This window comes from Variovorax gossypii, from assembly GCF_003965815.1.
GTDB classification, from domain to species: domain Bacteria; phylum Pseudomonadota; class Gammaproteobacteria; order Burkholderiales; family Burkholderiaceae_C; genus Variovorax; species Variovorax gossypii.
The window spans coordinates 91,415-114,302 of sequence record NZ_RXOE01000003.1 but is presented as its reverse complement, the minus strand read 5'-3'; the positions used below and the strand labels follow the sequence as shown (position 1 = coordinate 114,302).

Sequence of the window (22,888 nt, the reverse complement as noted above, 5' to 3'; positions counted from 1 at the left end):
ATGCGCGCGGGGCTGCTCGCGACCCCGGACCGGACTGTCATCGCAAACCCTATAAAATCGCGGGCGCGCTGCGGACTCACCGCCTCGCGTATCCATCCGGTCTTCGTAGTTCAATGGATAGAACGGGGTCCTCCTAAGACTCAGATACAGGTTCGATTCCTGTCGAAGGCACCAGCAAGCCGTTGATGTTCAACGGCTTTTTTTTCGACCGGGACATGCGTGGGACATTCAGCAGATTTCGGACGCTGAAGTCGGCAGACCCATCCGTTCGTCACGCTCGTGCCGCGCGGGCCTCCTAGCCGGCTGACTCCCGGCAGCGTGCGGCGTCCAGTGCATGGCCGCAAGCGTGGAACTCCCGCGCCGCCGCGGCGAAGCCTTCGCGTGCGGCAGCGACACGGCCGGCGGCCCGTTCGATGTGCGCCTGCGCCTCGTGCAGCGAGGCGTACCAGGCCGGCAGCTTCATCACCACGTTGGCCAGGTATTCGGACTGCTGCTGGTGGCTGGCCGCCAGGTCCAGTTCGTGCGCTCTCGCGGCCGCGATGGTGGCCGGGATGGCGAAGGTGATGCGGCAGCCGGGGCAGCTTTCCAGCGGGCCGCGCACGTTGGCCTCGGCCTCCTCCAGCACGCCCAGCGCAGCATCGGGCTGCGTGGCCATCGCGATGCGGGTGCCGTAGATGCGGTCCAGCAGGTGGAAACCGACGTCGGACTGGCGCGCGACGTCGAGCGCTTCGTCGAGCAGGCCGCGCGCCCGGTCCATCTGCCCGCGGTAGATCGCCAGTTCGGAACGGCGCTGCAGCGACAGCGCTTCGCCCGTCGCGCCGCCGATCGCGCGGTGCATGCGCCCGCCCGCCACCAGGTCCTGCTCGGCGGCGTCGAGCTGGCCGCTGAGCAGCCGGGCCTCGCCGCGCAGCGTGACCGCGAACGCATGCCCGCGCGCCGCGCCCAGCTGCTGCGCCTGCGTGGCCAGCGCATCGGCGAACGCGATGACCTCGGCGTACGGCCGCGAGCCGTACAGGAAGCGCTGCGTGATGCACAGGTGGCCATCGAACACGCGCACCGCCAGCTGCGGCAGGTGGCTAGTCTCCTTGAGGTCGGCCCACACGCTGCTGTGCAGGTCGCCGCGCGCGTGGGCCGCCGCGGCCTGCGACCAGGAGGCGATCACGAGCGTGCCTTCGTCGCCGGTCTCCAGGGCGATCCGGCGCACTTCGGCCGACCGGCGCGTACCTTCGGCGGGGTCCCCGAAGCCCAGGGCCGCCGCGCCGCTGTACGCCAGCGCTTCGGCCAGCCGCCCCGCCACCGTGGTGGGATGCACGTCCCGCAGGTACTGCAAGGCACCGGGCGGGTCGCTCATCTTCACTTGCGCCAGGGCCCGCTTGGCGCGCAGTTCGTGGGACAGCGCCTCCGGAACGACGGCGGCGGCCGCATCGTAGGCGGCCAACGTGCCAGGCCGGCCCAGCGCATCCAGGGACTCGGCACGCAGCGCCAGGGCTTCCGGCTGCGCCGCCCGGTGCGCGAGCAGCGGCTCGACGTGGCGCAACACGTCCTCGTAGGCACCGAGGCGGAAGGCCTGACGCGCAGCCGCCAGAGAACACGGCATCGCCCGCTCGGCATCGCCCGCGGCAAGCCAATGATGGCCCACCAGGCCCGGTGCCGCACCGCCTTTCGCGAGCCGCGCCGCCACATCGCGATGCAACAGCACACGCCGGTGCGGCGGGATGCCTTCGGCCAGCGCGTCCCGCACGAGTGCGTGGCGGAAACGGTAGCGGCCATCGGCTACCACCAGCACGCCCGCGGCCAGCGCCTGGTCGAGCCGCGCCAACGCGTCGTGGCCTTCATCGGCGGCCAGCGCCACGGCCGTGGCCACGTCGAAATCTTCGGCCGACAGGGCCAACCGGCGCAGGGCCTCCGTCGCGCCGGGGTCCAGGTCGCACAGGCGTTCGGCCAGGGCCGACGACAGGCTGCGGGACATCACCGCCGTGGCGCCGTCTGAGCTGGCCGCTCCGCGCGCGAGCTCGACCACGGCAAACGGCAGGCCTTCGGCACGACGGGCGATGGCGGTGGCGGCCTCGGCCGTCATCGGTGCGTCGGCCGAGCGGGCTGCGAGCAGCGCCGCTTCTTCCTCGGACAGCGGGCCCAGTTCAAGGGCCTCCAGCTGGCCGGCGCGCTGCAGGCGCGAGGTGTTCCGATCCAGCAGGGGCGGCAGCGCGTGCCGGCATGCGAGCAGCACGAACACCGGGGGGCCGCTCGCAGCCAGTTGCGTCAGCGCCTGGGCGCTCGCGTCGTCCGCCGCGTGCGCATCGTCGACGATGAGCAGCACCGGCTTTTGCGCGGCGGTGGCCAGCAGCAGCCGGCGCACGGCACCCACCATCTGGTGGCGCCCGAGCGGCAGGGCCAGCGGCTTCACGTCGCCCGAGGCGGTCATCTGCGCCAGCACGGCCTGGGCGTGCGCACCGATGGCCTGTGCCGCGTCGGGCAGTTCGCCGAGCAGGGGCTCCACCAGGTCGGCCGCGATGCCGTAGGGCCGGGTCCAGTCGCCGGCCTGCAACGAGCGCACCTGCCAGCCCAGGCCCCGCGCTTCTTCGGCGAGGCGGCGGCAGAACGCGGTCTTGCCCATTCCTGCCGGCGCGCGCACCACCGCGCCCCCCGGACGGCCCGCGAGGCTGGCGCGCAGCCAACCCAGGACACGCACAAGTTCCATGGCACGGCCGACGAAACGCGGCGCGGCACCTTCCAGGCCCGCCACGCATTCGCGGTACAGCGCCTCGGCCGGCGGGCCGGGGCGCATGCCCAGGGTCTGCTGCAGATGGTCGCGCAGGTGGCCGTACCAGCGCAGCGCCGAAGAGCGTCGCCCGGCCGCCAGTTCCTCGCGCATGAGCTGGACATGGGCCGCCTCGTCGGTGGGGTCTTCGCGCACCAGCCGTTCCAGGTCGCCGGTCTGGCGCAGCAGCTGCAGGAACTTGTCGCGCAACCGCTGGCGCGGCGCCTCGGTCCAGGCTTCGTAGCGGGCGTCCGGCAGGAGGTCACCGCCGTAGAGCTGCGCGGCCGCCTTGCAGGCCTGCGGGTCGCCGCTGTGCAGGGCCTCGTCCGCTGCGCGCTCGAACCGGTCGACGTCGCACGCCACAGCCTGGTCGGGCAACAGGAAAACCCGGCCGCCTCGCAGCACCAGGGCGTCGGGCAGGCCGATGAACTGGCGCGCGTGGTGCGCCGCCTTGCGCAGGTTGGCGCTGCCTGCGTCGGGGTCCAGGTGCGGCCACAGGGCTTCCACCACCTGCTCGTTCGCCAGGCTGCGTCCGGGCTGCAACGCCAGCAGCTGCAACAGCTCGGCGGCCCGCCGGGTCAGCGGCACCGGCGGAGCCGGCGGGTCATCCCCGGCCAACCCCACGCTCAGGCGGAATGGGCCCAGCAGCCGGATCGACACGGCATCGGACGACGGAGTCGGTGGGGGCGACATCGCGATTCCTTTCCACCGGCACAGGCCGGGAACGTTTCAGGAACGCCAAGCGTGGAGGATGAGTATGCCGTCTATCGAACCTGGCGGGTGCAACGAATAGACGCACCACCCCCGCGCCCGCGGACCCTCAAGGAGTACCTCATGCATATCGCAAAAGACACAGTCGACGTGAAGATGGAAATTCCCGGTGCCGTGATCCGGCAGCGTTTGAATTTCGGTGACGCGACCGGCTACAGCAAGATCAGCGGCGAGTACTTCACGCTGTCGGCGGGCGTCGACACGACGCCGCTCTTCCAGGGCCTGAACAACCACAACTCCTGCCAGTGCCCGCACTGGGGGTTCGTGCTCAAGGGCCGGATCACCACCACCGACGACGCCGGGGAGCAGGAGACCGTCCAGGCCAACGACCTGTTCTACTGGCCGCCCGGCCACAACGTCAAGGTCGACGCCGACGCGGAGATCGTGATGTTCAGCCCGCAACACGAGCACACGCACGTGATCGACCACATGATCGAGAAGGTGAAGTCATGAACCCGAACAAGGCCCTCTGGGAAAAAGGCGACTTCACCCGCATCGCCGAGAGCATGCGCGAGAGCGGTGAAGACGTCGTGCGGCACGCGCACATCACGCCCGGCATGAAGGTGCTGGACCTCGGCTGCGGCGATGGCAACACCGCCATCCCGGCCGCGAAACTCGGCGCACAGGTGCTGGGCGTCGACATCGCCGCCAACCTGGTCGCCGCGGGCAACCGGCGGGCGGGCCAGGCCGGGCTGTCGGCCAGCTGCCGGTTCGAGGAAGGGGACGCCTGCGACCTGCGGCTCGAGAACAAGTCCTTCGACCTCGTCATCAGCATGTTCGGCGCCATGTTCGCGCCCAAGCCCTTCGACGCGGCACGGGAGATGGTGCGTGTCACGCGCCCGGGCGGCCGCATCCTCATGGGCAACTGGATCCCGAACGACCCCACGCTGGTGGCGCAGATCCTGAAGATCAGCTCGTCGTATGCGCCCCCGCCGCCCGAGGGCTTCGTGAGCCCGATGGGCTGGGGCTCGACCCCGAACATCATCGAGCGCTTTGGCGCAGCGGGCGTCGCTTCGGAGGCCATCAGCTACGAACGCGATAGCTACATCTTCGACTTCAAAGGTTCGCCGGCGGAGTTCGTCGACACGTTCCGGCAGTTCTACGGCCCGACCATGAATGCATTCGACGCGGCAGCCCAGGCGGGGCGCACCGACGAACTGCGCACGGAACTGGTGACGCTGTTCCAGAGCCAGAACCAGAGCCAGTACCCCAACACCTGCCTGATCGCCGCGACGTTCCTGCGAGTGACGGTGGAAGTGGGCTGATCCGCGGTGTCCCGTCGCCCGGCCGGCACGAACCGCGGGAAGCGCTCGCGCTCCCACGCGCGGCCTGCGGCTCGATCCTCCTTCACGCCCGCGCGCACTGCGGTTGCATCACGCCCGCCCCCTGGTGGCTGGCCAGCTTCGCGTAGATGCCTTGCTGGCGCAGCAGCTGCTCGTGCGTGCCGGCTTCGGCCAGCGCGCCGTCGTCCAGCACCAGGATCAGGTCGGCGTCGCGGATGGTGGACAGTCGGTGGGCGATCACGAGCGTGGTCCGGTGCTGCATGAGGACGTCCAGCGCGCTGCGCACCTGCATTTCCGAGAGCGTGTCCAGGTGCGAGGTGGCCTCGTCCAGGATGAGCACCGGAGCGTTCTTCAGGAAGGCGCGGGCGATCGAGATGCGCTGGCGCTGGCCGCCCGACAACTGCATGCCGCGCTCGCCCACGCGCGTGGCCAGGCCGTCGGGCAGGGTCTGCACGAAGCTCGTCAGGGCGGCACGCTCCAGGGCCTGGGCCAGTTCCTCGCTGCCGGCGTCGGGGCGGGCCAGCCGGATGTTCGCCTCGAGCGTGTCGTTGAACAGGTAGGTGTCCTGCGACACCAGCGCGACGCGTTCACGAAGGCCGTCGAGCCGAAGCTGGCGCACGTCCACGCCGTCGATGCTGACGGTGCCCTGGCGGGGGTCCCAGAACCGCAGCAGCAGGCTGGCCACGGTGCTCTTGCCCGCGCCGGAGGCGCCGACCACGGCCACGGTGGCTCCGGCCGGAACGGTGAAGCTCAGGTCGCGCAGGGCGTCCCGCGTCTTGCCGGGGTAGGCGAAGAAGACCCGCTCGAAGGCCAGCGACAGGCCGTGGGTCGACGCCGGCGGAAGCAGCGGACCGTCGACGACCGGCTCGGGCTCGTTGTTGACCACATGCAGGCGACGGGTGGCCGCGATGGTGTCGGCCAGCTGCCGACTGACCTGCGAGATCTCGGACACCGGCAGGAAGGTGGCCGACGCGATCAGCACCAGCAACGGCAGCATGCCGGCGGGCAAGGCACCGATGGCCACCTGCCACGCGCCGATCACAGCGACGGTCAGGCCGCCCAGCCCCATGGCAATTTCGAACCACGCGGTCTGCCGCGACAGGTCGTCCAGGATCTCGAGGCGCCTCGCGCGGCTCTGGTCGGCCACCGCGAGAAACTGCGCGCGGCGGCGACCCGTGGCCTGGAAGGCGGTCAGGTCGGCCAGGCCCTGGATGGTTTCGGCGGTGTGGGCGCTCATCTCGCCCAGCGCGTGACGGGCACGGTCGCCCAGTGCGTCGACCTTGCGCCGCCCCCTGATGGGCGACACCAGCGCATAGGCCAGGAACGGCAGCAGCGCCAGGGCGACAGGCCAGCTGTACGCCGCCAGGAAACCCAGCACCGACAGCGGCACCAGGACCGAGACGATGGCCGGCGCGATGGTGTGGGCGTAGAAGTACTCGACCATTTCCACGTCGTGCGTGGCCAGCGCGACCAGGTCGCCCGAGCGCCGCTGCAGCAGGTAGGCAGGCGCCAGCCGCTCCAGCTTGTCGTAGAGCTTGATCCGCATGCCGGCGAGCAGCCGGTAGGCCATGGCGTGCGCCAGCCAGGACTCGAGCCAGTGGAACAGCGCGGCCAGCGGCGCGGCGACCAGCAGGCCGACGATCAGCGCGGTGGTGTCGCGGCCGTCGCGGATCGCGGCCACCACCAGCGCGCTGAGCACGCCGACGCCGATGAAGGCCGCCACGCGCGCAACGCCCAGCAGGATCGTGGCGATCAGCGTGCCGCGCCAAGGCTGTACCACCGACAGCAGGGTGGCCAGCGTGGCCTTCCAGCCGACCTTGTCGGCATCGGCGTCCAGAAGGCGCGGCTCCGGCCTGCGACCGCCGTCGTCATCGACATCGACGTCGCCATCTTCTCTTGAGCCGCGCGGCGAGGCCGTCTGCGCCGCCGCGGGCTCCGGAGCGACGGCGGTGCCGGTGCCGGCCAGGTCGAGCGCCTGCTCGTGCATCAGGCGGTGATAGAGGCCCTGCTGGCGCATCAACTCGGCGTGACGGCCCTGCTCGACCACGCGCCCCTGGTCCAGCACCAGGCAGCGGTCGGCGCCGATGATGCTGGCCAGGCGATGCGCCAGGATCAGCGTGGTGCGCCCGGCCATGAGTCGGTCCAGCGCCTGCTGGATCAATGCCTCGTTCTCGGTGTCCACCGACGACAGCGCTTCGTCCAGGATCAGGATGGGCGCGTCGCGCAGCAGCGCGCGTGCGATCGCCACGCGCTGGCGCTGGCCGCCCGACAGCTGCAGGCCGCGTTCGCCGATGGGCGTGGCGTAGCCCTGCGGCAGCGCCATGATGAAGTCGTCGATGTTGGCGGCACGGGCCGCGCCGCGCACCTGTTCGTGGGTGGCGTCGGGCCGCCCCAGCCGCAGGTTGTCGTCGATGGTGCCGTGGAACAGCGTGATGTCCTGGCTGACCAGTGCGATCTGGCTCAGCAGCGTCTGCGTGTCGAGGCCGTTGATGTCGTGGCCGCCCACGCGGACGGTGCCGGCCTGCGGCACGCACTCGCGCAGCAGCAGGCGCACGATGGTGGACTTGCCCGCACCGCTCGGGCCCACGATGCCGACGCGCTCGCCGGCCGCGATGCGGAACGACAGGCCCCGGTGGGCGGGACGTTGCGGCGAGTACGAGAACGCCACTCCGTCGAATTCGATGGTGGGTTCCAGGCGCGCCGGTGCGGCCGTCGCCTGGGTAGCGGGTGCGGCGGTCACCGGTTGGGCGTCCATCAGCGCGTGGATGCTGGCCGCGGCGGACTGGCCCAGCATGCCCCGGTGCAGGACGGAACGCAGCTCGCGCAGCGGCCGGAAGATCTCGGTGCCGGCCATCAGCACGATCAGCAGCGCTTCCACGCTCATGTCGCCGGACGCCACCCGCCAGGCGCCCAGTGCCAGCGCCAGTGCAGCGCCCAGCGCCACGCCCAGGTCGCTGATGCCGCGCGTGAGCAGGCTGACCGAGAGCACCCAGAAAGTACTGTCGGAGAGCTTGCGGGCGCGCGCGGCCAGGCGCTCGCCCCAGGCCTTGCCCTGGCCGTAGGACTTCAGGGTAGGCAGGCCCTGCACCGCGTCGAGGAACTCCTCGCCGAACTCGTCCATGGAACGGCTGCGCGCCAGGCTGGCGCGGCGGTCCAGCATGTGCACCGCCATCGGGCCGAACAGCGCGAACAGCGCCGCGACCAGGAATACCAGCGCGGTCGGCACGTCCCAGAAGGCGATGACCGCGAAGATCGCGAACGGCGCCACCGCCGCGATGACGACCTGCGGCAGGTACTGGCCGAAGAAGGTCTGCAGCTGCTCCACGCCGTCCACCACCGTCAGCATCACGCCGCCGGTGCGCTGGTTGGCGAACCAGGCCGGGCCCAGCGCCACGATGCGGTCGTACAGCCGCGCACGCAGCGCCTGCTGCACGTCGGCCGAGGAACGGTTGGCCTGCACCGTGCGCAGGTGGTCGAACAAGGCGCGCAGCAGCACCATGGCGCCGACGCAGGCGGCCGGCGCGATCCACTCCTCGGCGGGTGCTCCCTCGAACACGCGCGCCAGCAACTGGCCGAGGAAGACGTAGCGGGCGATGCCGGCGGCCAGCGCCAGCAACCCCAGGAAGATGCCGCCCGCCATGCGCAAGCGCAGTCCCGCGGTCAATTGCCAAAGCCTGATGTCGAAGTACATGTCGGTCGATGCTTTCTGCGAAGCCGCGATGGTCTTGCATCCGCCGCACGTGCGAAAGCGATAGTTTTTCAATCGGGAGTTGAGATAAATTGCACCCTTCGACGACCTGCCGTTCATCCCGATCCTCATGCCGCCCCTGGCCGCCTTGCGCGCGTTCGAAGCCGTTGCCCGCCTGGGCAGCCTGAGCCGTGCCGCGTCGGAACTCAACGTCACCAAGAGCGCCGTCAGCCATCAGCTGCGTGCGCTGGAGTCCGACCTGGGGGTGCTCCTGCTGCACCGCGGCGGCACGGTGCGCCGCGCGCAGACCACCGAGGCCGGTGCCGCGCTGCTGGCATCCGTACAACAGGCCTTGACCCTGCTGGAGACCGCCTGCGGCAATGCGCGCGCCAGCGCCCGAGGCGGGCGCCGCCGCAGCCTGAACGTGTCGGCCAACCCCTCGTTGGCCGCGCTGTGGCTGGCGCCGCGCATCGGGCGCTTCATCGAGCTGCACCCCGACATCGACGTGCAGGTGTTCCTGCACGCCAGCCAGGACCCGGCCTGGAAGGCGCAGGACATCGACCTCGCGTTCCTGCATGTGCGCGACCTCGGGCCGCACCTGGCGGCGCCCGGCGACATCCCGTTGATGACCGAGACCGTGGTGCCGGTCTGCAGCCCTGCCCTGGTCGCGCCGCACGAGCGCGACGATCCGGCCGTGTTCGCGCGCCACCGCTGGCTGCAGGAAAAGCATGTCGACAGCCCCGAGACCGACTGGCGCACCTGGCGCGTGCGGCTGGGCCTGCCGGAAGGCGCCGGCCAGGATCCGCTGGTGCTCAGCGGCCTGTCCACCGTGGCCGCCGCTGCGGCGGCGGGCGTCGGCATCGCGCTGGGCCGGGCGCCGCTGATCGACGAGGAGCTCGCCCGCGGCCGGCTGGTGGCGCTGACGCCGGGCCTGAGCATGCCCGGCTCATGGGGCTATGTGATGCGGATCCACGCCAACCGGCCGATGGACGCATCGCTGCCGACGCTGGTGGAGTTCCTGACCGAAGAGGGCCGCCGCGCGCCGACGTGGTGACCTTGCATGGCCCGGGGTGACCGGACGAAGGCCCGGACGCCGAGTCCGGAAAGCCTCGCCCCGCTCGCGGCGCGCTAGAAAAGATGCTGCTGCGAGGTCGTCAGGGCCGCGAAGCTCTTGCCCATGGGCTGGAGGATGGCGTCGGCGATCGGCTGCAGTTGCCGGCTCAGGTAGTGGTCGTAGTCGATGCGGGAGTGGAGGACCTCCATCGGCTCCGGGCCGCTGCGGGTCATGACGTACCGGATCCAGCCGCCGTTCTGGTACTGCCTGGGTCTGTGGAGCCGGTCGTTGTGTTCGTCCGCGATGCGCGCGGCGCGCACCTGCGGCGGCACGTTGACGAGGTAGGCATCGAGGCGATGGCGCAGGCGCTTCCTGTAGACGAGCAGCTCGTCCTTGCCGCCGGACAGCGTCGAGCGCACGTACTCCCTCACGAACTCCTCGTAGGGCTCGCCCCGGAAGATGCGCGAGAGCAGCCCCTCCTGGAACTGCCGCGCCAACGGGGTCCAGTCGCTGCGGGCCATCTCCAGGCCGCGGTAGATCATTTCCTCCTTGCCCGCGGCGTCCTTGCTCAGGCCGGCATAGCGCTTCTTGCTGCCCACGTCCGAGCCGCGGATGGTGGGCATGAAGAACTTGCTGTAGTGGGTGTCGAACTCGATCTCCAGGAAGTTCTCGAGCTTGTGTGTCTCGCGAAGGGTGCGCGTCCACCAGTCGTTGATGTCCTTCACCAGGCCCGCCGCGACGGCATGTGCCTCCTCGTTGGCGTGGGTGCGCCCGAGCCAGATGAAGATGGAGTCGGTGTCGCCGTAGATGGTCTCGTAGCCCCGGCGCTCCACGAATTCGCGCGTGAGCTTCATCATCTCGTGCCCGCGCAGGGTCACGGCGGACACCAGCCTGGGATTGAAGAAACGGCATTCGGACGCACCCAGCACGCCGGCGAACGAGTTCATCAGCAGCTTCAGGGCCTGCGACAGCGGTTCGTTCCTGGCCCGCTTGGCCTCGTCCCGCGCACGCCAGAGCGTGGTCACGATCTCGGGCAGGCAGTGCCTCGTGCGCGAGAAGGTCGTCCCCTGGGGCCCCTGGACGAGCATTGAAGGGTCGGCGGCGTTGGCGCCTTCCACGAGGCCCACGGGGTCGACGAGGAAGGTCCGGATGATCGAGGGATACAGGCTCTTGTAGTCCAGCACCACGACGGAGTCGTAGAACCCCGGCTTCGAGTCCATCACGTAGCCGCCGGGAAAGGCCTTGCTCGCGATCTCGCCCACGCTCGGCGCCACGTAGCCCAGGCGATGCATGCGCGGCAGGTAGTGGTGGCTGAACGCCGCGATGGAGCCGCCGAAGTGGTCGATCTGCAGGCCCGTGGTCTGGGCCCGCTCCATCACGAACTGCAGCAGCTTCGCCTTCTCGAAGATGCGCAGGACCAGTTCGCAATCCCGGATGTTGTAGAGCGCGAGCGCGGGCTTGTCCTCCTGGTAGCGCCGCTCGATCTCCGCCATCTTGTCGTACTCGTCGCCGATGGCCTTGCCCTCGCCCAGCAGCGCCTGCGAGACGCTCTCCAGGCTGAACGAAGGAAAGCTCCACATCGCGGCCCGCAGCGCCTCGATGCCGTCGACGATCACCCGCCCGGGCACGGAGGCGAACAGGTAGCCCTGCTTGCCCGGATGGGTGCGCCAGTCGATGGTGTGCCGATCCCGTCCAAGAAGCAGCTGCGCCCCGCAGTCGTCGGCCGTCTTCTGCAGCACCCGCAGGTCGAACTGGATGACGCTCCAGCCGACGATGACGTCCGGGTCGTTCCTCTCGAACCAGTCGTTGAGCTTCTCGATCATGGACTTGCGGGTCGGGCAGTAGACGAGCGAGAAGTCCGCACTCGCCGCTGCCTCGCCCGGCACGGCCGGCGGCTCGCCCAGCATGAAGACGGTCCGGTCCTGTGTTGCGTCCAGCGCGATGGAGTAGAGCGCCTCGTACTGGCTGGTCTCGATGTCCAGGGACACCATCCTGAGCGCCGGACGGTAGTCGGGCGCGGGCCTGAGCCTGCAGTCGACGAGCGCGGAACGGTCCGTGTGCCCTCCTTCCACCTGCACGCCGGCGGTGATGAACCGCTCCATGAGGTGGCGGTCGTGCGGACGCACGTCGGCCTCGAGCAGCGGGATGTCCTGCGCCCGGAGTGCGCGTGCCAGCCGGCCGATCTGCCGGAAGTGCTTCGCGTAGACACCGACGACGGGTTCCTGCTGGAAGTTCTTCAATTCGAGCTCGCGAATCTCCACCCCAGGCATGGCGGCCAGCTGCGCCTCCACTGCCGCACGGTGCCGGGTCGCGACGAAGGCGACGGAGGTCTGGGAAGTGAGCACGACCCGCATCGGCCCCGCATCCGTGGCCAGCCAGTATTCGATTTCCGTGCCTGCCGGGGCATCCCGCCAGTGGCGGGTGAGGATGAAGCCCTTGAGTTCGGTGGGCGCCACGGGAGGCTGGAGCATGGGGGGGCGAGGAAGGGCGGACTCGGTCACCACCGATTCTTGCGCAGTCGCCACTGCATCTGACAGCGCCACTCGTCCGGGCGCCTTCCGGCACGCAGCCGAACTACTCGGTGAGCGCGCGCTTCACGTCTTCCTGCAGGTTGCGCAGGTGGTCGCGCATGGCCGCGCGGGCGCGCTCGGCGTCGCGCGCGCGCAGTGCGCGAATGATCTCACCGTGCTCGTCGTGGTTCTCCGGCTGCCGGTGCAGCGGACTGTGCAGCCGGAAGAGCCGTGCATTGACGCGCAGTTCTTCCACCAGCCGCGGAAACACCACGTTGCCGCTGGCCGTGGCGATCAGCATGTGAAAGCGATCGTCGAAGTGCCAGTGTTCGGTTTCGCTGTGCTCGCTGGCGCCGAGCGTCGCGATGTCGGCCTCGAGGGTCTCGATCTCGGCATCGGTGATCTTGCCCACCGCCAGCGCGATGGCCTCGCACTCGATCACCTCGCGCGCGCGCATGCAGTCGAAGTATTCCTTGGTCTCCAGCGCACGCACGGCGTAGGAGCGCGCGTCGCGCCGCACCAGCAGCCCCTCCCCCGCCAGCCGCACCAGCGCCTCCCTCATGGGCGTGCGCGAGATGCGCAGGTCTTCCGCCAGCCGTGCCTCCTGCAGCGGGCTGCCGGCCGATATCTGGCGATCGAGGATGAGGGTGCGCAGCCGGTCGTAGGCCTGTTCGGCCAGGCTGGCCGAGCGCACCTCCAGGGGGGCGATCGTGATGGTGGCGGGCTGCGAGGGGCTGGGAAGGCTGGGCATGCGGGAATGGGCGGAAGCCACGAGGGCGGGTGAGCTTAGCAGGGCCCGCCTGGCGGGCTCAGGGCCATTCTTTCAGAGCCATTTGTCCAGCGGATTGCCGTCGTTGGGCGCACGGGGCCGCAGGCACGGAAGGAACTGGCCGGAGCCGGGCTCGGCCTGGAACACGCCGTCCTGCCACACCACGCGCCCGCGCGAGACGGTCAGGCCGGGCCAGGCGCGCAGCCGCATGCCCTCGTAGGGGGTGTAGTCGGCGTCGTGGTGGAGCATGTCGTTGGACAGCAGCTTCTCCTGGCCCTGGGGGAACACGTCCCACACCACGAAGTCGGCGTCGCTGCCCACGGCGATGGTGCCCTTGCGCGGGTACAGGCCGTACAGGCGCGCCGGGTTCGTGGCCGTGAGTTCGACGAAGCGGTGGATGTCGATGCGCCCCTTGAGCACGCCTTCGCTCATGAGCAGCGGCAGGCGGGTTTCCACGCCGGGAATGCCGTTGGGGATGCGGTCGAAGGAAGCGTCGTCGCCGGCCACTCGCTTGCCGTCGCTGCCGTTCATGTTGAAGGGCGCGTGGTCGGACGAGACGATGGTGAAGAGTCCGCTGGACAGGCCGTTCCAGATGAACTGCTGGTTCGCCTTGTCGCGCGGCGGCGGGCTGCAGATGCAGCGCGCGCCGTGCATCGGATCGTCGGGGTCGATGCCCAGGTCCTCCGCGCTCAGGAACAGGTACTGCGGACAGGTCTCGGCATGGATGGGCAGCCCGCGCCCGCGCGCCCAGTGGATCTGCTCGACGGCCTCGCGGCCCGAGACGTGAACGATCAGGATGGGCGTGTCGACCAGTTCCGCCAGCGCGATGGCACGGTGCGTCGCCTCGCGCTCCACCGCCATCGGCCGCGAGCTGGAGTGGTAACGCGGCGCGGTGAGGCCCGCGTCGAGCAGCTGCTCGGTAAGCCAGGCGATGCAGTCGCTGTTCTCGGCGTGGATCATCGTCATCGCGCCGTGGCGGCGGGCGGTGGCCAGCACCTCGATGATCTGGCGGTCGTCCAGCTTCAGGTCGTCGTAAGTCATGTAGATCTTGAAGGAGGTGTAGCCTTTCTCGATCAAGGCGGGCAGCTCGCGCTGCGTCACGTCGCGCGTGGCGTCGGCCACGATCAGGTGGAAGGCGTAGTCGATCACCGCCTTGCCCTCGGCGCGGCGGTGATAGTCGTCGACGGCCTCCTGGACGCTGCGGCCCTTCTGCTGCGCGGCGAAGGGCAGCACGGTGGTGGTGCCGCCGCAGGCCGCCGAGCGGGTGCCGGAGAGAAAGTCGTCCGCGAAGCGCGAGCCGTCGCTGGTGGGCTGGTCGAAGTGGCAGTGGCCGTCGACGCCGCCGGGCGTGACCAGCCGGCCGCGCGCGTCGATCTCGCGCGCGGCGCTCGCGTCGAGGCCTTGCGCGATGGCGCAGATGCGCCCGTCGCGCACGCCGATGTCGGCGGTGTAGCGGTCGCCGGCGGTGGCGATGTCGGCGTTGCGCAGGATCAGGTCGTAGGTGCTCATGGGCGTTGGTTCCTCATCGTTCTTCCTAGCGCTGCTCCAGCGCAGGTTCGGCGGGCACCGCCGGCGGCGTGGCGGCATTGCCGTAGGCACGGCCGTAGTGGCGCTCGATGCGGCGCTGGACGAAGTCCCAGGCGGTGGTCATGAGCAGGTAGTAGATGGCGGCAACGATGAAGAGCTCGAGCACCATGAACTTCTCCTGGATCAGCACCTGCGTGCGGCGCAGCAGCTCTTCCATCGAGATCACCGAGGTGATCGAGGTGGTCTTGAGCAGGCCGTTGATGCTGTTGCCCAGCGTCGGCACGATCAGGCGCATGGCCTGCGGCAGCACGATGTAGCGCATGGTCTGCGCGCTGCTGAAGCCCACGGCGCGCGCCGCGTTGGTCTGCCCGACGGGAATCGACTGGATGCCCCCGCGCACGATCTCGGCCAGGTAGGCCGCCTCGTTGAGGATCAGCCCCAGCAGGGCCGACTCGATCACCGAGAGCTTCAGCCCCAGCTGCGGCAGCCCGGTGAAGATGATGATGAGCTGCACCAGCAGCGGCGTGCCGCGGAACACCCAGATGTAGAAATGCGCCGGCGCCGCCAGCCAGCGGTGGCTGGACAGGCGGGCCAGTGCCAGCGCGCAGCCCACGACCAGCCCGCCCGCGATCGCCGCGAGCGTGAGCCACAGCGTGGTCACCGCGCCGCTGAGGATGTACGGATTGAACAGGTAGTCGAAGAAGCCCGACCAGCTCCAGCCTTGTCCCATGGAAGTCTCCTTCGCTTGCTCGATGGCGATGTCGATGACGGCGCGCCGTCAGCTCGCCGGGCCCTTGACGGCCACGGCGCCGTCGGCGGCCTTGACGCCGTACTGGTCGAACAGCTTCTGGAAGCTGCCGTCGGCCTTCATGTCGTTCATGACCTTGGCCATCGCGGCGGCCAGGTCCTTGTTGCGCGCGGCCAGCGCGACCGGCGTGGGGAACAGGCCGTGCAGCACGCGTTCGAAGTCGCCGCGCTTCTGGTATTCGGCGCCGGTCGAGTCGATGGACAGCGCCACCTCGACCTGCCCGGCGCGCAGCGCCTGGAAGGCCATCGCGAAGTTCTCGAAGGTGCGGATGGTCATGCCCTTCATGCCCTTGTCGGTGAGCTGCTTGTCGAGCTCGCGCGCCTTGCGCTCCTCGAAGCCGCCGATCTCCACGCCGATGCTCTTGCCCGAGAGGTCTTCGGGCTTGGCGATCTTCAGCGGGTTGCCCTTGGCGGCGCTGATGCTGATGGCCTGGTCTTCATAGACGAGCATCTGCATGAGCTTGGCGCGCTCGTCGGTGAAGAAGATGCCGGTGTTGATGACGTCCCAGCGGCCGGCCTGCAGGCCGGGGATCATGGCCGAGAACTCGATGCGCACGTACTCGGGCGTGAGGCACAGGCGCTTGGCGATCTGCTCGCCCAGTTCCACGCGCATGCCCTTGAGCGCGCCGGACTGGTCGACGAACTGCATCGGCGGCAGCGTCGGGTTGACCGACATGGTCAGCGTGCCCTTCTTGACGAGGGCCGAATCCGGCACGGGCGACTTGCAGGCCTGCTGCGCGTTCGCGACGCCAGCGCAGGAGATGAAGAGTGCCGTTGCCGACGCGAGAGCGGGGAGCAGTTTCATGATGTTTGTCCTGGAGGGAGGATCGAGGCGACGAGGTGAGAAACGGAAAAAACGGGGAAACGGAGAAGCGGGAATGAGATGCCTGGCGTGGAGCGGCGGTGGCGTCAGGCGCGGATCGAGTCCAGCAGTTCGAGCCGCGCGAGCTCGCGGCGCAGGTCCGCGACGTCCGCATCGGGCAGCGGCAGGCGGGGGGCGCGGGGCTTGCCGACCGGCAGGCCCATCATCGACAGGCCGTCCTTGGAGGCCGCGACGTAGCGGTGGCCGCCGACCCAGCGCACGATAGGCAGCATCTTTTTATAGAGCGCGAGCGCGGCGGGCATGTCGCGCTCGTCGGCCACCAGCTCGAACAGGCGCGCCGACATCTTCGGGATGAGGTTGGAGCACACGGCCACCCAGCCCTGGGCGCCGAGCCAGAACGATTCGTAGCCCAGGATGCCCGCGAACACGGTCATGCGGTCGCCGCACAGCTCGATGATGTCGCGCACGCGGGTCACCTCGAGCGTCGACTCCTTGATGTACTTGCAGTTGTCGATGCGCGAGAGGCGCGCCACCAGCTCGGGCTTGAGGTCGACGTTGGCGGTGGCCGGGTTGTTGTAGACCATGATCGGAATGCCGATCGCCTCGCCCACCTTGCGGTAGTGCTCGAACAGCTCGTCGTCGGTGGGCGTGCTGTAGAAGGGCGGAATGATCATGACGCCGTCGGCGCCCATGTCCTCGGCCTCGCGGCTCAGCCGCACGCACTCGTCGGTCCACTCCGCTCCGGTACCGATCAACACCGGCACGCGTTTTGCAGCGGTGCTCACGCAGGTTTCGATCACCAGCTGTCGCTCGTCGGGCGTCAGCGAGAGGAACTCACCGGTGCTTCCCAGGGGGATCAGCCCGTGGATGCCTTCCTCGATTTGCCAGTTGACCAGCTTCTTCAGCGCAGGCACGTCCACGTGCTTGCCGTCGGCGGTCATGGGGGTGATGAGCACCGTATAGGTGCCTCGGAACGCTGTCATGGGCAGTCCTTGGGGAAAATTCGGATCGACTCGGTATATGTATACGTTGAGTATACGTATACAATTCAGCTCGTCAACCGTAAGTTGACGTTCTTCCTCCGCATTGCCCATGAGCGCCAGACTGACCCACCCTTCCATCACCCCGGCCGGGCGCCCCGTGCGCTTCTGGTACGACGGGCAGCCCGTCGAGGGCCTGGAGGGCGAAACCATCGCGGCGGCGCTGGCGGCCGGCGGCATCAAGGCGATGCGCCACACCCGCGGCGGCGAGCGCCGCGGTCTCTACTGCGGCATGGGGGCGTGCTTCGACTGCCTCGTCACCGTCGATGGCCAGGCCAGCCAGCGCGCCTGCCTCACGAAAGTGGCCGACGGCCAGCAGGTTCGCTCGGCGCAGCCCGCCGGCACGCCCGACGATCCGCTGCGGCCGCTCACCCCAGCGCCCGGCGCCGAACCCGAGCGCCGTCAGGTCGACGTGCTCGTCGTCGGCGCGGGCCCGGCCGGACTTTCGGCCGCGCTCGCCGCGCGTCGCGCCGGTGCCGATGTGCTGGTGCTCGACGAGCGCCCCCAGTCCGGCGGCCAGTTCTACAAGCCGCTCGCGCCTTCGCACGCAACGCCCGCACCGGCCGACCGCCAGTTCGCGCAGGGCCTCGCGCTCGAACATGAAGTCCGCGCAGCCGGCGTCGCCATCGCCCAGGGCGCGCAGGTCTGGGCCGCCTTCTCGCCGCGCGAGGTCGCGGCGCTCATCGATGGGCGCGCCTGCGTCATCGGCTGCCGGCAGCTCGTCATCGCCCCCGGCGCCTACGAGCGCCCCGCGCCCTTCCCCGGCTGGACCCTGCCCGGAGTGATGACCACCGGCGCCGGCCAGACGCTCGCGCGCGCATACCGCGTCGCACCCGGGCGCCGCGTGGTGATCGCCGGCAACGGGCCGCTCAACCTGCAGCTCGCCGCGGAGCTTCTCGCCGGCGGCGCCGAGGTCGTCGCCGTGCTGGAGTCGGCCCCGCGCCCCTCGCCGCGGCAATGGCGTCATCTGCTGGCGGCGGCGCGCACGGCCCCCGACCTGCTGATCGATGGCTGGCGCTACATGCGGAAGCTGCGCGCACGCAAGGTGCCCCTGCTGTGGGAACACGCCGTCGTTTCCGCAGAAGGCTCCGCCGAATTGAGCTCGGTGCAAGTAGCGCGGATCGACGCCCAAGGCCACGCCGTGCCCTCCACGGCGCGCCGCCTCGAAGCCGACACGCTCTGTCTCGGCTACGGCTTCATCCCCTCCACCGAGCTCGCGCGCATGCTCGGCTGCGAGCACCGCCTCGCGCCCCGCCACCTCGGCTATCTCGCGACCGTCACGCAGGAAGACGGCGCCACCAGCCTGCCCGGCGTGTATGTGGTGGGCGACGGCGCCGATCTCGGCGGCTCCCGCGTCGCACTTGCGCGCGGCACGCTGGCGGGCACCGCCGTCGCGCGCAATCTCGGCCTGCAAGCCCCGGAACCCGAAGAAGCGACGGAAAAACTGCATCGCGCCGAATGCTTCCAGCAGGCGCTGTGGTCGATCTACGCGCCGGCGCCCGTATCCCTCGAAGCGGTGCCCGACGAAACCCTGCTGTGCCGCTGCGAGGAGATCACCTTCGGCTCGGTGCGCGAGCAGATCCGCGCCGGCAGCGACACGCTGGCCGCGCTCAAGCGCAACACGCGCCTGGGCATGGGCCGCTGCCAGGCGCGCTACTGCGCCGTCACCGCTGGCAGGTTGTTGACCGAGATGACCGGCCGACCGCCGCAGGTGGAGCAGTACTTCGCGCCTCGCCCACCAGCCAAGCCGGTGCCGGCCGGCGCACTCGGCTTCGAGAAACCCGAGTGGGGCGGCCACAAGCCCGCCATCACGCCCAACCTCGCGCGGCCGGTGGAACAGGCGCCGTTCGGGACCACGCTGCGCACCGACGTGCTGGTGATCGGCGCCGGCGTGCTCGGCTCCTGCCTCGGCTACTACCTGTCGAAGGCCGGCCAGGACGTGACGGTGGTCGACCGCGACGACATCAACCTGCAGGCCTCGGGCGCCAACGCCGGCAGCCTGCACGTGCAGCTGCTGTCCTTCGACTTCGGCGCCAAGGCGCAGGAAGGCGGTGGCCCGGCCGCGGCCACCTTGCCGCTCGGGCCGATGTCGGTGCGCCTGTGGCAGGAGATCGAGGCCGACTGCGGCGAAGACCTGGAGATCAAGATCACCGGCGGCCTCATGGTCGCCGACAGCGAGGCCGGCATGCGCTTCCTCGAGGCCAAGGCCGCTCTGGAGCGCAGCCACGGCATCGATGCGCAGGTGATCGATGGTGCCGAACTGCGCCGCCTCTCACCTGCGCTATCGGCCGAGTTGCTGGGCGCCGAACTCTGCCCCATGGAAGGAAAGATCAACCCGCTGCGTGCCACCTACGCGGTCGCGCGGCGCGCGCAACAGCAGGGTGCGCGCATGCTGCGCGGCTGCGACGTGCAGTCCATCGAGGCGCTGCCGGGCCAAGGCGCCGGCTTCATGGTGCGCACCTCGCGCGGCACCATCCACGCCGGGCGTGTCGTGAACGCGAGCGGCGCATGGTCGAGCGCCGTCGGCCGCATGCTGGGCGTGAACATCCCGGTCAAGGGCGCGCCGCTGCAGATGATCGTGACCGAGCCCGCGCCGCCGCTGGTCAACCATCTCGTCGCGCACGCCGACCGGCACCTGAGCCTGAAGCAGGCGGCCAGCGGCGGCCTGATCATCGGCGGCGGCTGGACGGCCGCCTTCAACGAGGACATGCGCCTCAACCGCGCCGAGCGCGAGAGCATCGAAGGCAACCTCTGGGTGGCCGGCCACGTGCTGCCGGCCGTGCGCGGGCTGCACATGGTGCGCTGCTGGGCCGGCATGAACGTGAACATCGACGGCGCGCCGATCCTCGGCGAAGTGCCGGGCCGCCCCGGCTTCTACAACGCCGTGACCTCCAACGGCTACACGCTCGCCCCCATCACCGCGCGGCTGGTCGCCGACCTGATCGTGCGCGGCCGCGCCGACATCGACATCAGCCCCTTTCTCATCGACCGCTTCCTCTGACCGCCATGACCGAAAACGCCTCCCCGCGCGACACGCTGCGCGACTTCATCGACACGCACTTCGACGAGCAGGTGCGCACCCTCGCCGAGCTGGTGCGCTGCCCCTCAGACAACCCGCCGGGCGACTGCGCCCCGCATGCCGAGCTCACCGCGCGGCTGCTCGAGGCCATGGGCTTCGAGGTGGAGCGCCATGAGGTGCCCGCCGAACACGCGGCCGCGCACGGCATGCGCAGCGTGACCAACCTGATCGTGCGCGAACGCTTCGGCGACGGCCCGGTGGTGGCGCTCAATGCGCACGGCGACGTGGTTCCGCCCGGCGCGGGCTGGAGCGTCGACCCCTACGGCGGCGAGGTGCGCGACGGCTGGCTCTACGGACGCGGCGCCGCGGTGTCGAAGTCGGACTTCACCACCTACGCCTTCGCCATGCGCGCGCTCAAGCACCTCGCGGCCTCGGGCTCGCCGCTGGCCGGCACCGTCGAGCTGCACCTGACCTACGACGAGGAAACCGGCGGCATGACGGGGCCCGACTGGATCCTCTCGAAGGGCCTGAGCAAGCCCGACTTCGTGCTCTCCGCCGCGTTCTCTCACCACGTCGTGGTGGCGCACAACGGCTGCCTGCACCTCGAAGTCGTCGTGCGCGGCACCTCGGCGCATGCCGCGCGCCCCGACACCGGCCACGACGCGATCGAAGCCGCGGCCACCCTGCTGCCCGCGCTCTACCGCTACCGCGACAGCCTCGCCGACCGCCCCTCGCGCACGCCGGGCATCACCCATCCCACGATGGTGGTGGGCCTGATCGACGGCGGCATCAACACCAACGTGGTGTCCGACGTGCTGACCCTGCGCATCGACCGGCGCATCGTGCCCGAGGAATCGCCCGAGGCCGTCGAGGCCGAGCTGCGCGAAGTCATCGAAGCGGCCTGCCGCCCGCTGCCCGGCATCTCGGCGGAAGTCCGCCAGATCCTGCTGGCCCGCCCCTTCGCGCCCGCGCCCGGCGCCGACGAACTGGCTGCCCTGGTGTGCCAGGAGGCCAGCGAAGTCATGGGCAAGCCCGTGACGCCCATCGGCGTGCCGCTGTACACCGACGCACGCCTGTACAGCGAGGCGGGCATTCCCACCGTGATGTACGGCGCCGGCCCCGAGTCGCTGCTCGAAGCCAACGGGCATCGCGCCGACGAGCGCGTGCCGCTGGACGAGCTGCGCAAGGCCACGCGCGTGGTCGCCAACACCCTCCACCGGCTGCTCACGCGCTGAATCCCATCGCATCGAGGACACGACATGATCGAGATCAGCCACGTCGACAAGAGCTACGGCGCCTTCCAGGTGCTGACCGACTGCACCACCCAGGTCCGCAAGGGCGAGGTCGTGGTGGTCTGCGGGCCTTCCGGCTCGGGCAAGTCCACCCTCATCAAGTGCGTCAATGCGCTGGAGCCGTTCCAGCGGGGCCGCATCACCGTCGACGGCGTGTCGGTGGGCGATCCGAAGACCGATCTCAACAGGCTGCGCGCCCGCGTGGGCATGGTGTTCCAGCACTTCGAGCTGTTCCCGCACCTGTCGATCGAGGACAACCTGTCGATCGCGCAGGTCAAGGTGCTCAAGCGCTCCGCCTCCGAGGCCCGCACCGCATCCATGGCGCTGCTGCAGCGCGTCGGCATGCGCGCCCATGCGCACAAGTTTCCCAGCCAGCTCTCCGGTGGCCAGCAGCAGCGCGTGGCGATCGCCCGCGCGCTCGCGATGAACCCGGTGGCCATGCTGTTCGACGAGCCCACCTCCGCGCTCGACCCGGAGATGGTCAACGAGGTGCTCGACGTGATGGTCGAGCTCGCACGCGAAGGCATGACGATGATGTGCGTCACCCACGAGATGGGCTTCGCGCGCAAGGTGGCGAACCGCGTGATCTTCATGGACCGGGGCCGCATCGTCGAGGACTGCGCCAAGGAGGAGTTCTTCGGCAACCCCTCGGGGCGCTCCGACCGCGCGCGGCAGTTCCTCTCGAAGATCCTGCAGCATTGAGACGGCACCGCCTGCGCCGGGAGCCGCCGGGATCTCACCTGGGCTGGATCGCCCGCCTGATCCGGTCCGCGTAGGTCGTCAGCGTCGGCACCATCGCCACGACCTCCTCCAGCGTGCGGCGGCTCTTCGGTGCGGAGATCGTGAGCGCCGCCACGACCTGGCCGTCCGTGTTCTGTATGGCCACCGCGGCGCCGACCACGCCGACGATGTACTCCGACTCGTTGGCCGCATACCCCTGGTTCTTCACCTTCCGAAGGCGCTCCTGGAGCACCTTGGGCTCGGTGATGGTCTTGGGCGTGAGCGGCTCCCAGGGCCCCGAGGCCATGAACCTGGCGAGTTCGTCCGGCGGCAGCGCCGCCAGGAAGACCTGCCCGCTGGACGTGCAGTGCAGCGGCGCCTTCTGCCCGGCCTGGAACTGCAGCGTGAGCGGAGACTGCCCCATGACGCTCGCGATGTACTCGACCTCGCCGGAGGACATCAGCGCGAGGCCGCAGGTCTCCCCGGTCTTCTGCGCAACGGCCGTCAGCAGCGCCTGGATCGGCGCGTAGACGATCGTGGAGCCCAGGATCGACGTCGCCAGTCCGACCAGCTTGGGCGCGACCGCGTACTTGCCCTTGACCGGCATCTTCTGGAGGAACTGCAGCTCCTCCAGCGTGGCGATCATGCGATGCGCCGTGGGCCTGGGCAGGTCGAGGAGGTAGACGATGTCGGCCGCGGAGATCATGCCCATCTTCGCCGCCAGGTTGAGCACCGCGAACAGCCGCTCGACAGGCGTTCCCGCGACGGCCGTCGAGGTCTTCTTCGCTTTCCTGGTCGCAGCGCCCATGGCCGCATTATTCCGGCTT

General features: G+C 69.9%; 15 protein-coding genes and 1 tRNA gene. 7 read left to right on the top strand and 9 right to left on the bottom strand.

What is annotated here, in order from left to right:
• Positions 1–99 precede the first annotated feature (99 nt).
• Positions 100–174, top strand: a tRNA-Arg gene (locus EJP69_RS15410).
• 121 nt (positions 175–295) lie between these two features.
• Here EJP69_RS15410 and EJP69_RS15405 read toward each other — a convergent pair.
• On the bottom strand, positions 296–3,451 hold the full coding sequence (locus tag EJP69_RS15405; RefSeq protein ID WP_126471246.1) for an ATP-binding protein: 3,156 nt from the start codon (positions 3,449–3,451) through the stop codon (positions 296–298).
• Between the two features lie 141 nt (positions 3,452–3,592).
• Here EJP69_RS15405 and EJP69_RS15400 point away from each other — a divergent pair, with 141 nt between their 5' ends.
• Both EJP69_RS15400 and EJP69_RS15395 read left to right on the top strand, forming a co-directional pair.
• Positions 3,593–3,982: a cupin domain-containing protein gene (locus EJP69_RS15400; RefSeq protein ID WP_093206519.1), complete on the top strand. Its 390-nt coding sequence runs from the start codon at positions 3,593–3,595 to the stop codon at positions 3,980–3,982.
• A complete protein-coding gene (locus EJP69_RS15395; RefSeq protein ID WP_126471243.1) occupies positions 3,979–4,794 on the top strand; it encodes a class I SAM-dependent methyltransferase in 816 nt (271 codons plus the stop codon). Before EJP69_RS15400 ends, EJP69_RS15395 begins: the two co-directional genes overlap by 4 nt.
• A gap of 82 nt (positions 4,795–4,876) precedes the next feature.
• Here EJP69_RS15395 and EJP69_RS15390 read toward each other — a convergent pair whose 3' ends face one another.
• On the bottom strand, positions 4,877–8,503 hold the full coding sequence (locus EJP69_RS15390) for an ABC transporter ATP-binding protein/permease (protein WP_126471241.1): 3,627 nt from the start codon (positions 8,501–8,503) through the stop codon (positions 4,877–4,879).
• A gap of 127 nt (positions 8,504–8,630) precedes the next feature.
• Here EJP69_RS15390 and EJP69_RS15385 point away from each other — a divergent pair, with 127 nt between their 5' ends.
• Entirely contained in the window at positions 8,631–9,554 is a 924-nt protein-coding gene (locus EJP69_RS15385) for a LysR substrate-binding domain-containing protein (RefSeq protein WP_093304452.1), read from the top strand.
• A gap of 74 nt (positions 9,555–9,628) precedes the next feature.
• Here EJP69_RS15385 and EJP69_RS15380 read toward each other — a convergent pair whose 3' ends face one another.
• The 6 genes from EJP69_RS15380 to EJP69_RS15355 all read right to left on the bottom strand — a co-directional run bounded on the left by EJP69_RS15380 (position 9,629) and on the right by EJP69_RS15355 (position 16,973).
• A complete protein-coding gene (locus EJP69_RS15380; protein WP_206169338.1) occupies positions 9,629–12,025 on the bottom strand; it encodes a DNA polymerase II in 2,397 nt (798 codons plus the stop codon).
• Positions 12,026–12,128: 103 nt separating this feature from the next.
• Positions 12,129–12,815, bottom strand: a complete 687-nt coding sequence (locus EJP69_RS15375) for a GntR family transcriptional regulator (RefSeq protein ID WP_093206515.1) — start codon at positions 12,813–12,815, stop codon at positions 12,129–12,131.
• Positions 12,816–12,887: 72 nt separating this feature from the next.
• Entirely contained in the window at positions 12,888–14,342 is a 1,455-nt protein-coding gene (hydA, locus tag EJP69_RS15370) for a dihydropyrimidinase (RefSeq protein WP_126471239.1), read from the bottom strand.
• Positions 14,343–14,367: 25 nt separating this feature from the next.
• Positions 14,368–15,090, bottom strand: a complete 723-nt coding sequence (locus EJP69_RS15365) for an amino acid ABC transporter permease (RefSeq protein WP_093206513.1) — start codon at positions 15,088–15,090, stop codon at positions 14,368–14,370.
• Positions 15,091–15,138: 48 nt separating this feature from the next.
• Positions 15,139–15,972, bottom strand: a complete 834-nt coding sequence (locus tag EJP69_RS15360; RefSeq protein ID WP_093206512.1) for an ABC transporter substrate-binding protein — start codon at positions 15,970–15,972, stop codon at positions 15,139–15,141.
• Positions 15,973–16,076: 104 nt separating this feature from the next.
• Positions 16,077–16,973 carry a dihydrodipicolinate synthase family protein gene (locus EJP69_RS15355; RefSeq protein ID WP_126471237.1) on the bottom strand — a complete coding sequence of 299 codons (897 nt, stop codon included), beginning with the start codon at positions 16,971–16,973 and terminating at the stop codon, positions 16,077–16,079.
• 109 nt (positions 16,974–17,082) lie between these two features.
• Here EJP69_RS15355 and EJP69_RS15350 point away from each other — a divergent pair, with 109 nt between their 5' ends.
• The 3 genes from EJP69_RS15350 to EJP69_RS15340 are packed head-to-tail and all read left to right on the top strand — an operon-like array spanning position 17,083 to position 22,043.
• The gene (locus tag EJP69_RS15350) at positions 17,083–20,031 is read left to right on the top strand and encodes an FAD-dependent oxidoreductase (protein WP_126471235.1); all 2,949 of its coding nucleotides are present in this window, start codon (positions 17,083–17,085) and stop codon (positions 20,029–20,031) included.
• 5 nt (positions 20,032–20,036) lie between these two features.
• Complete coding sequence (locus tag EJP69_RS15345; protein ID WP_126471233.1) at positions 20,037–21,284, top strand: M20/M25/M40 family metallo-hydrolase; 1,248 nt, start codon at positions 20,037–20,039, stop codon at positions 21,282–21,284.
• A 24-nt stretch (positions 21,285–21,308) separates the two neighbouring features.
• The gene (locus EJP69_RS15340) at positions 21,309–22,043 is read left to right on the top strand and encodes an amino acid ABC transporter ATP-binding protein (RefSeq protein WP_093206508.1); all 735 of its coding nucleotides are present in this window, start codon (positions 21,309–21,311) and stop codon (positions 22,041–22,043) included.
• A gap of 34 nt (positions 22,044–22,077) precedes the next feature.
• On the opposite strand, the gene EJP69_RS15335 is transcribed toward EJP69_RS15340, so the two are convergent.
• Complete coding sequence (locus EJP69_RS15335) at positions 22,078–22,869, bottom strand: IclR family transcriptional regulator (protein ID WP_170217132.1); 792 nt, start codon at positions 22,867–22,869, stop codon at positions 22,078–22,080.
• Positions 22,870–22,888 lie beyond the last annotated feature (19 nt).

Bases quoted from the DNA above. Each gene is read 5' to 3' on its own strand.
- EJP69_RS15405 (WP_126471246.1), bottom strand. From the start codon at position 3,451: ATGTCGCCCCCACCGACTCCGTCGTCCGATGCCGTGTCGATCCGGCTG.
- EJP69_RS15400 (WP_093206519.1), top strand. From the start codon at position 3,593: ATGCATATCGCAAAAGACACAGTCGACGTGAAGATGGAAATTCCCGGT.
- EJP69_RS15395 (WP_126471243.1), top strand. From the start codon at position 3,979: ATGAACCCGAACAAGGCCCTCTGGGAAAAAGGCGACTTCACCCGCATC.
- EJP69_RS15390 (WP_126471241.1), bottom strand. From the start codon at position 8,503: ATGTACTTCGACATCAGGCTTTGGCAATTGACCGCGGGACTGCGCTTG.
- EJP69_RS15385 (WP_093304452.1), top strand. From the start codon at position 8,631: ATGCCGCCCCTGGCCGCCTTGCGCGCGTTCGAAGCCGTTGCCCGCCTG.
- EJP69_RS15380 (WP_206169338.1), bottom strand. From the start codon at position 12,025: ATGCTCCAGCCTCCCGTGGCGCCCACCGAACTCAAGGGCTTCATCCTC.
- EJP69_RS15375 (WP_093206515.1), bottom strand. From the start codon at position 12,815: ATGCCCAGCCTTCCCAGCCCCTCGCAGCCCGCCACCATCACGATCGCC.
- hydA (WP_126471239.1), bottom strand. From the start codon at position 14,342: ATGAGCACCTACGACCTGATCCTGCGCAACGCCGACATCGCCACCGCC.
- EJP69_RS15365 (WP_093206513.1), bottom strand. From the start codon at position 15,090: ATGGGACAAGGCTGGAGCTGGTCGGGCTTCTTCGACTACCTGTTCAAT.
- EJP69_RS15360 (WP_093206512.1), bottom strand. From the start codon at position 15,972: ATGAAACTGCTCCCCGCTCTCGCGTCGGCAACGGCACTCTTCATCTCC.
- EJP69_RS15355 (WP_126471237.1), bottom strand. From the start codon at position 16,973: ATGACAGCGTTCCGAGGCACCTATACGGTGCTCATCACCCCCATGACC.
- EJP69_RS15350 (WP_126471235.1), top strand. From the start codon at position 17,083: ATGAGCGCCAGACTGACCCACCCTTCCATCACCCCGGCCGGGCGCCCC.
- EJP69_RS15345 (WP_126471233.1), top strand. From the start codon at position 20,037: ATGACCGAAAACGCCTCCCCGCGCGACACGCTGCGCGACTTCATCGAC.
- EJP69_RS15340 (WP_093206508.1), top strand. From the start codon at position 21,309: ATGATCGAGATCAGCCACGTCGACAAGAGCTACGGCGCCTTCCAGGTG.
- EJP69_RS15335 (WP_170217132.1), bottom strand. From the start codon at position 22,869: ATGGGCGCTGCGACCAGGAAAGCGAAGAAGACCTCGACGGCCGTCGCG.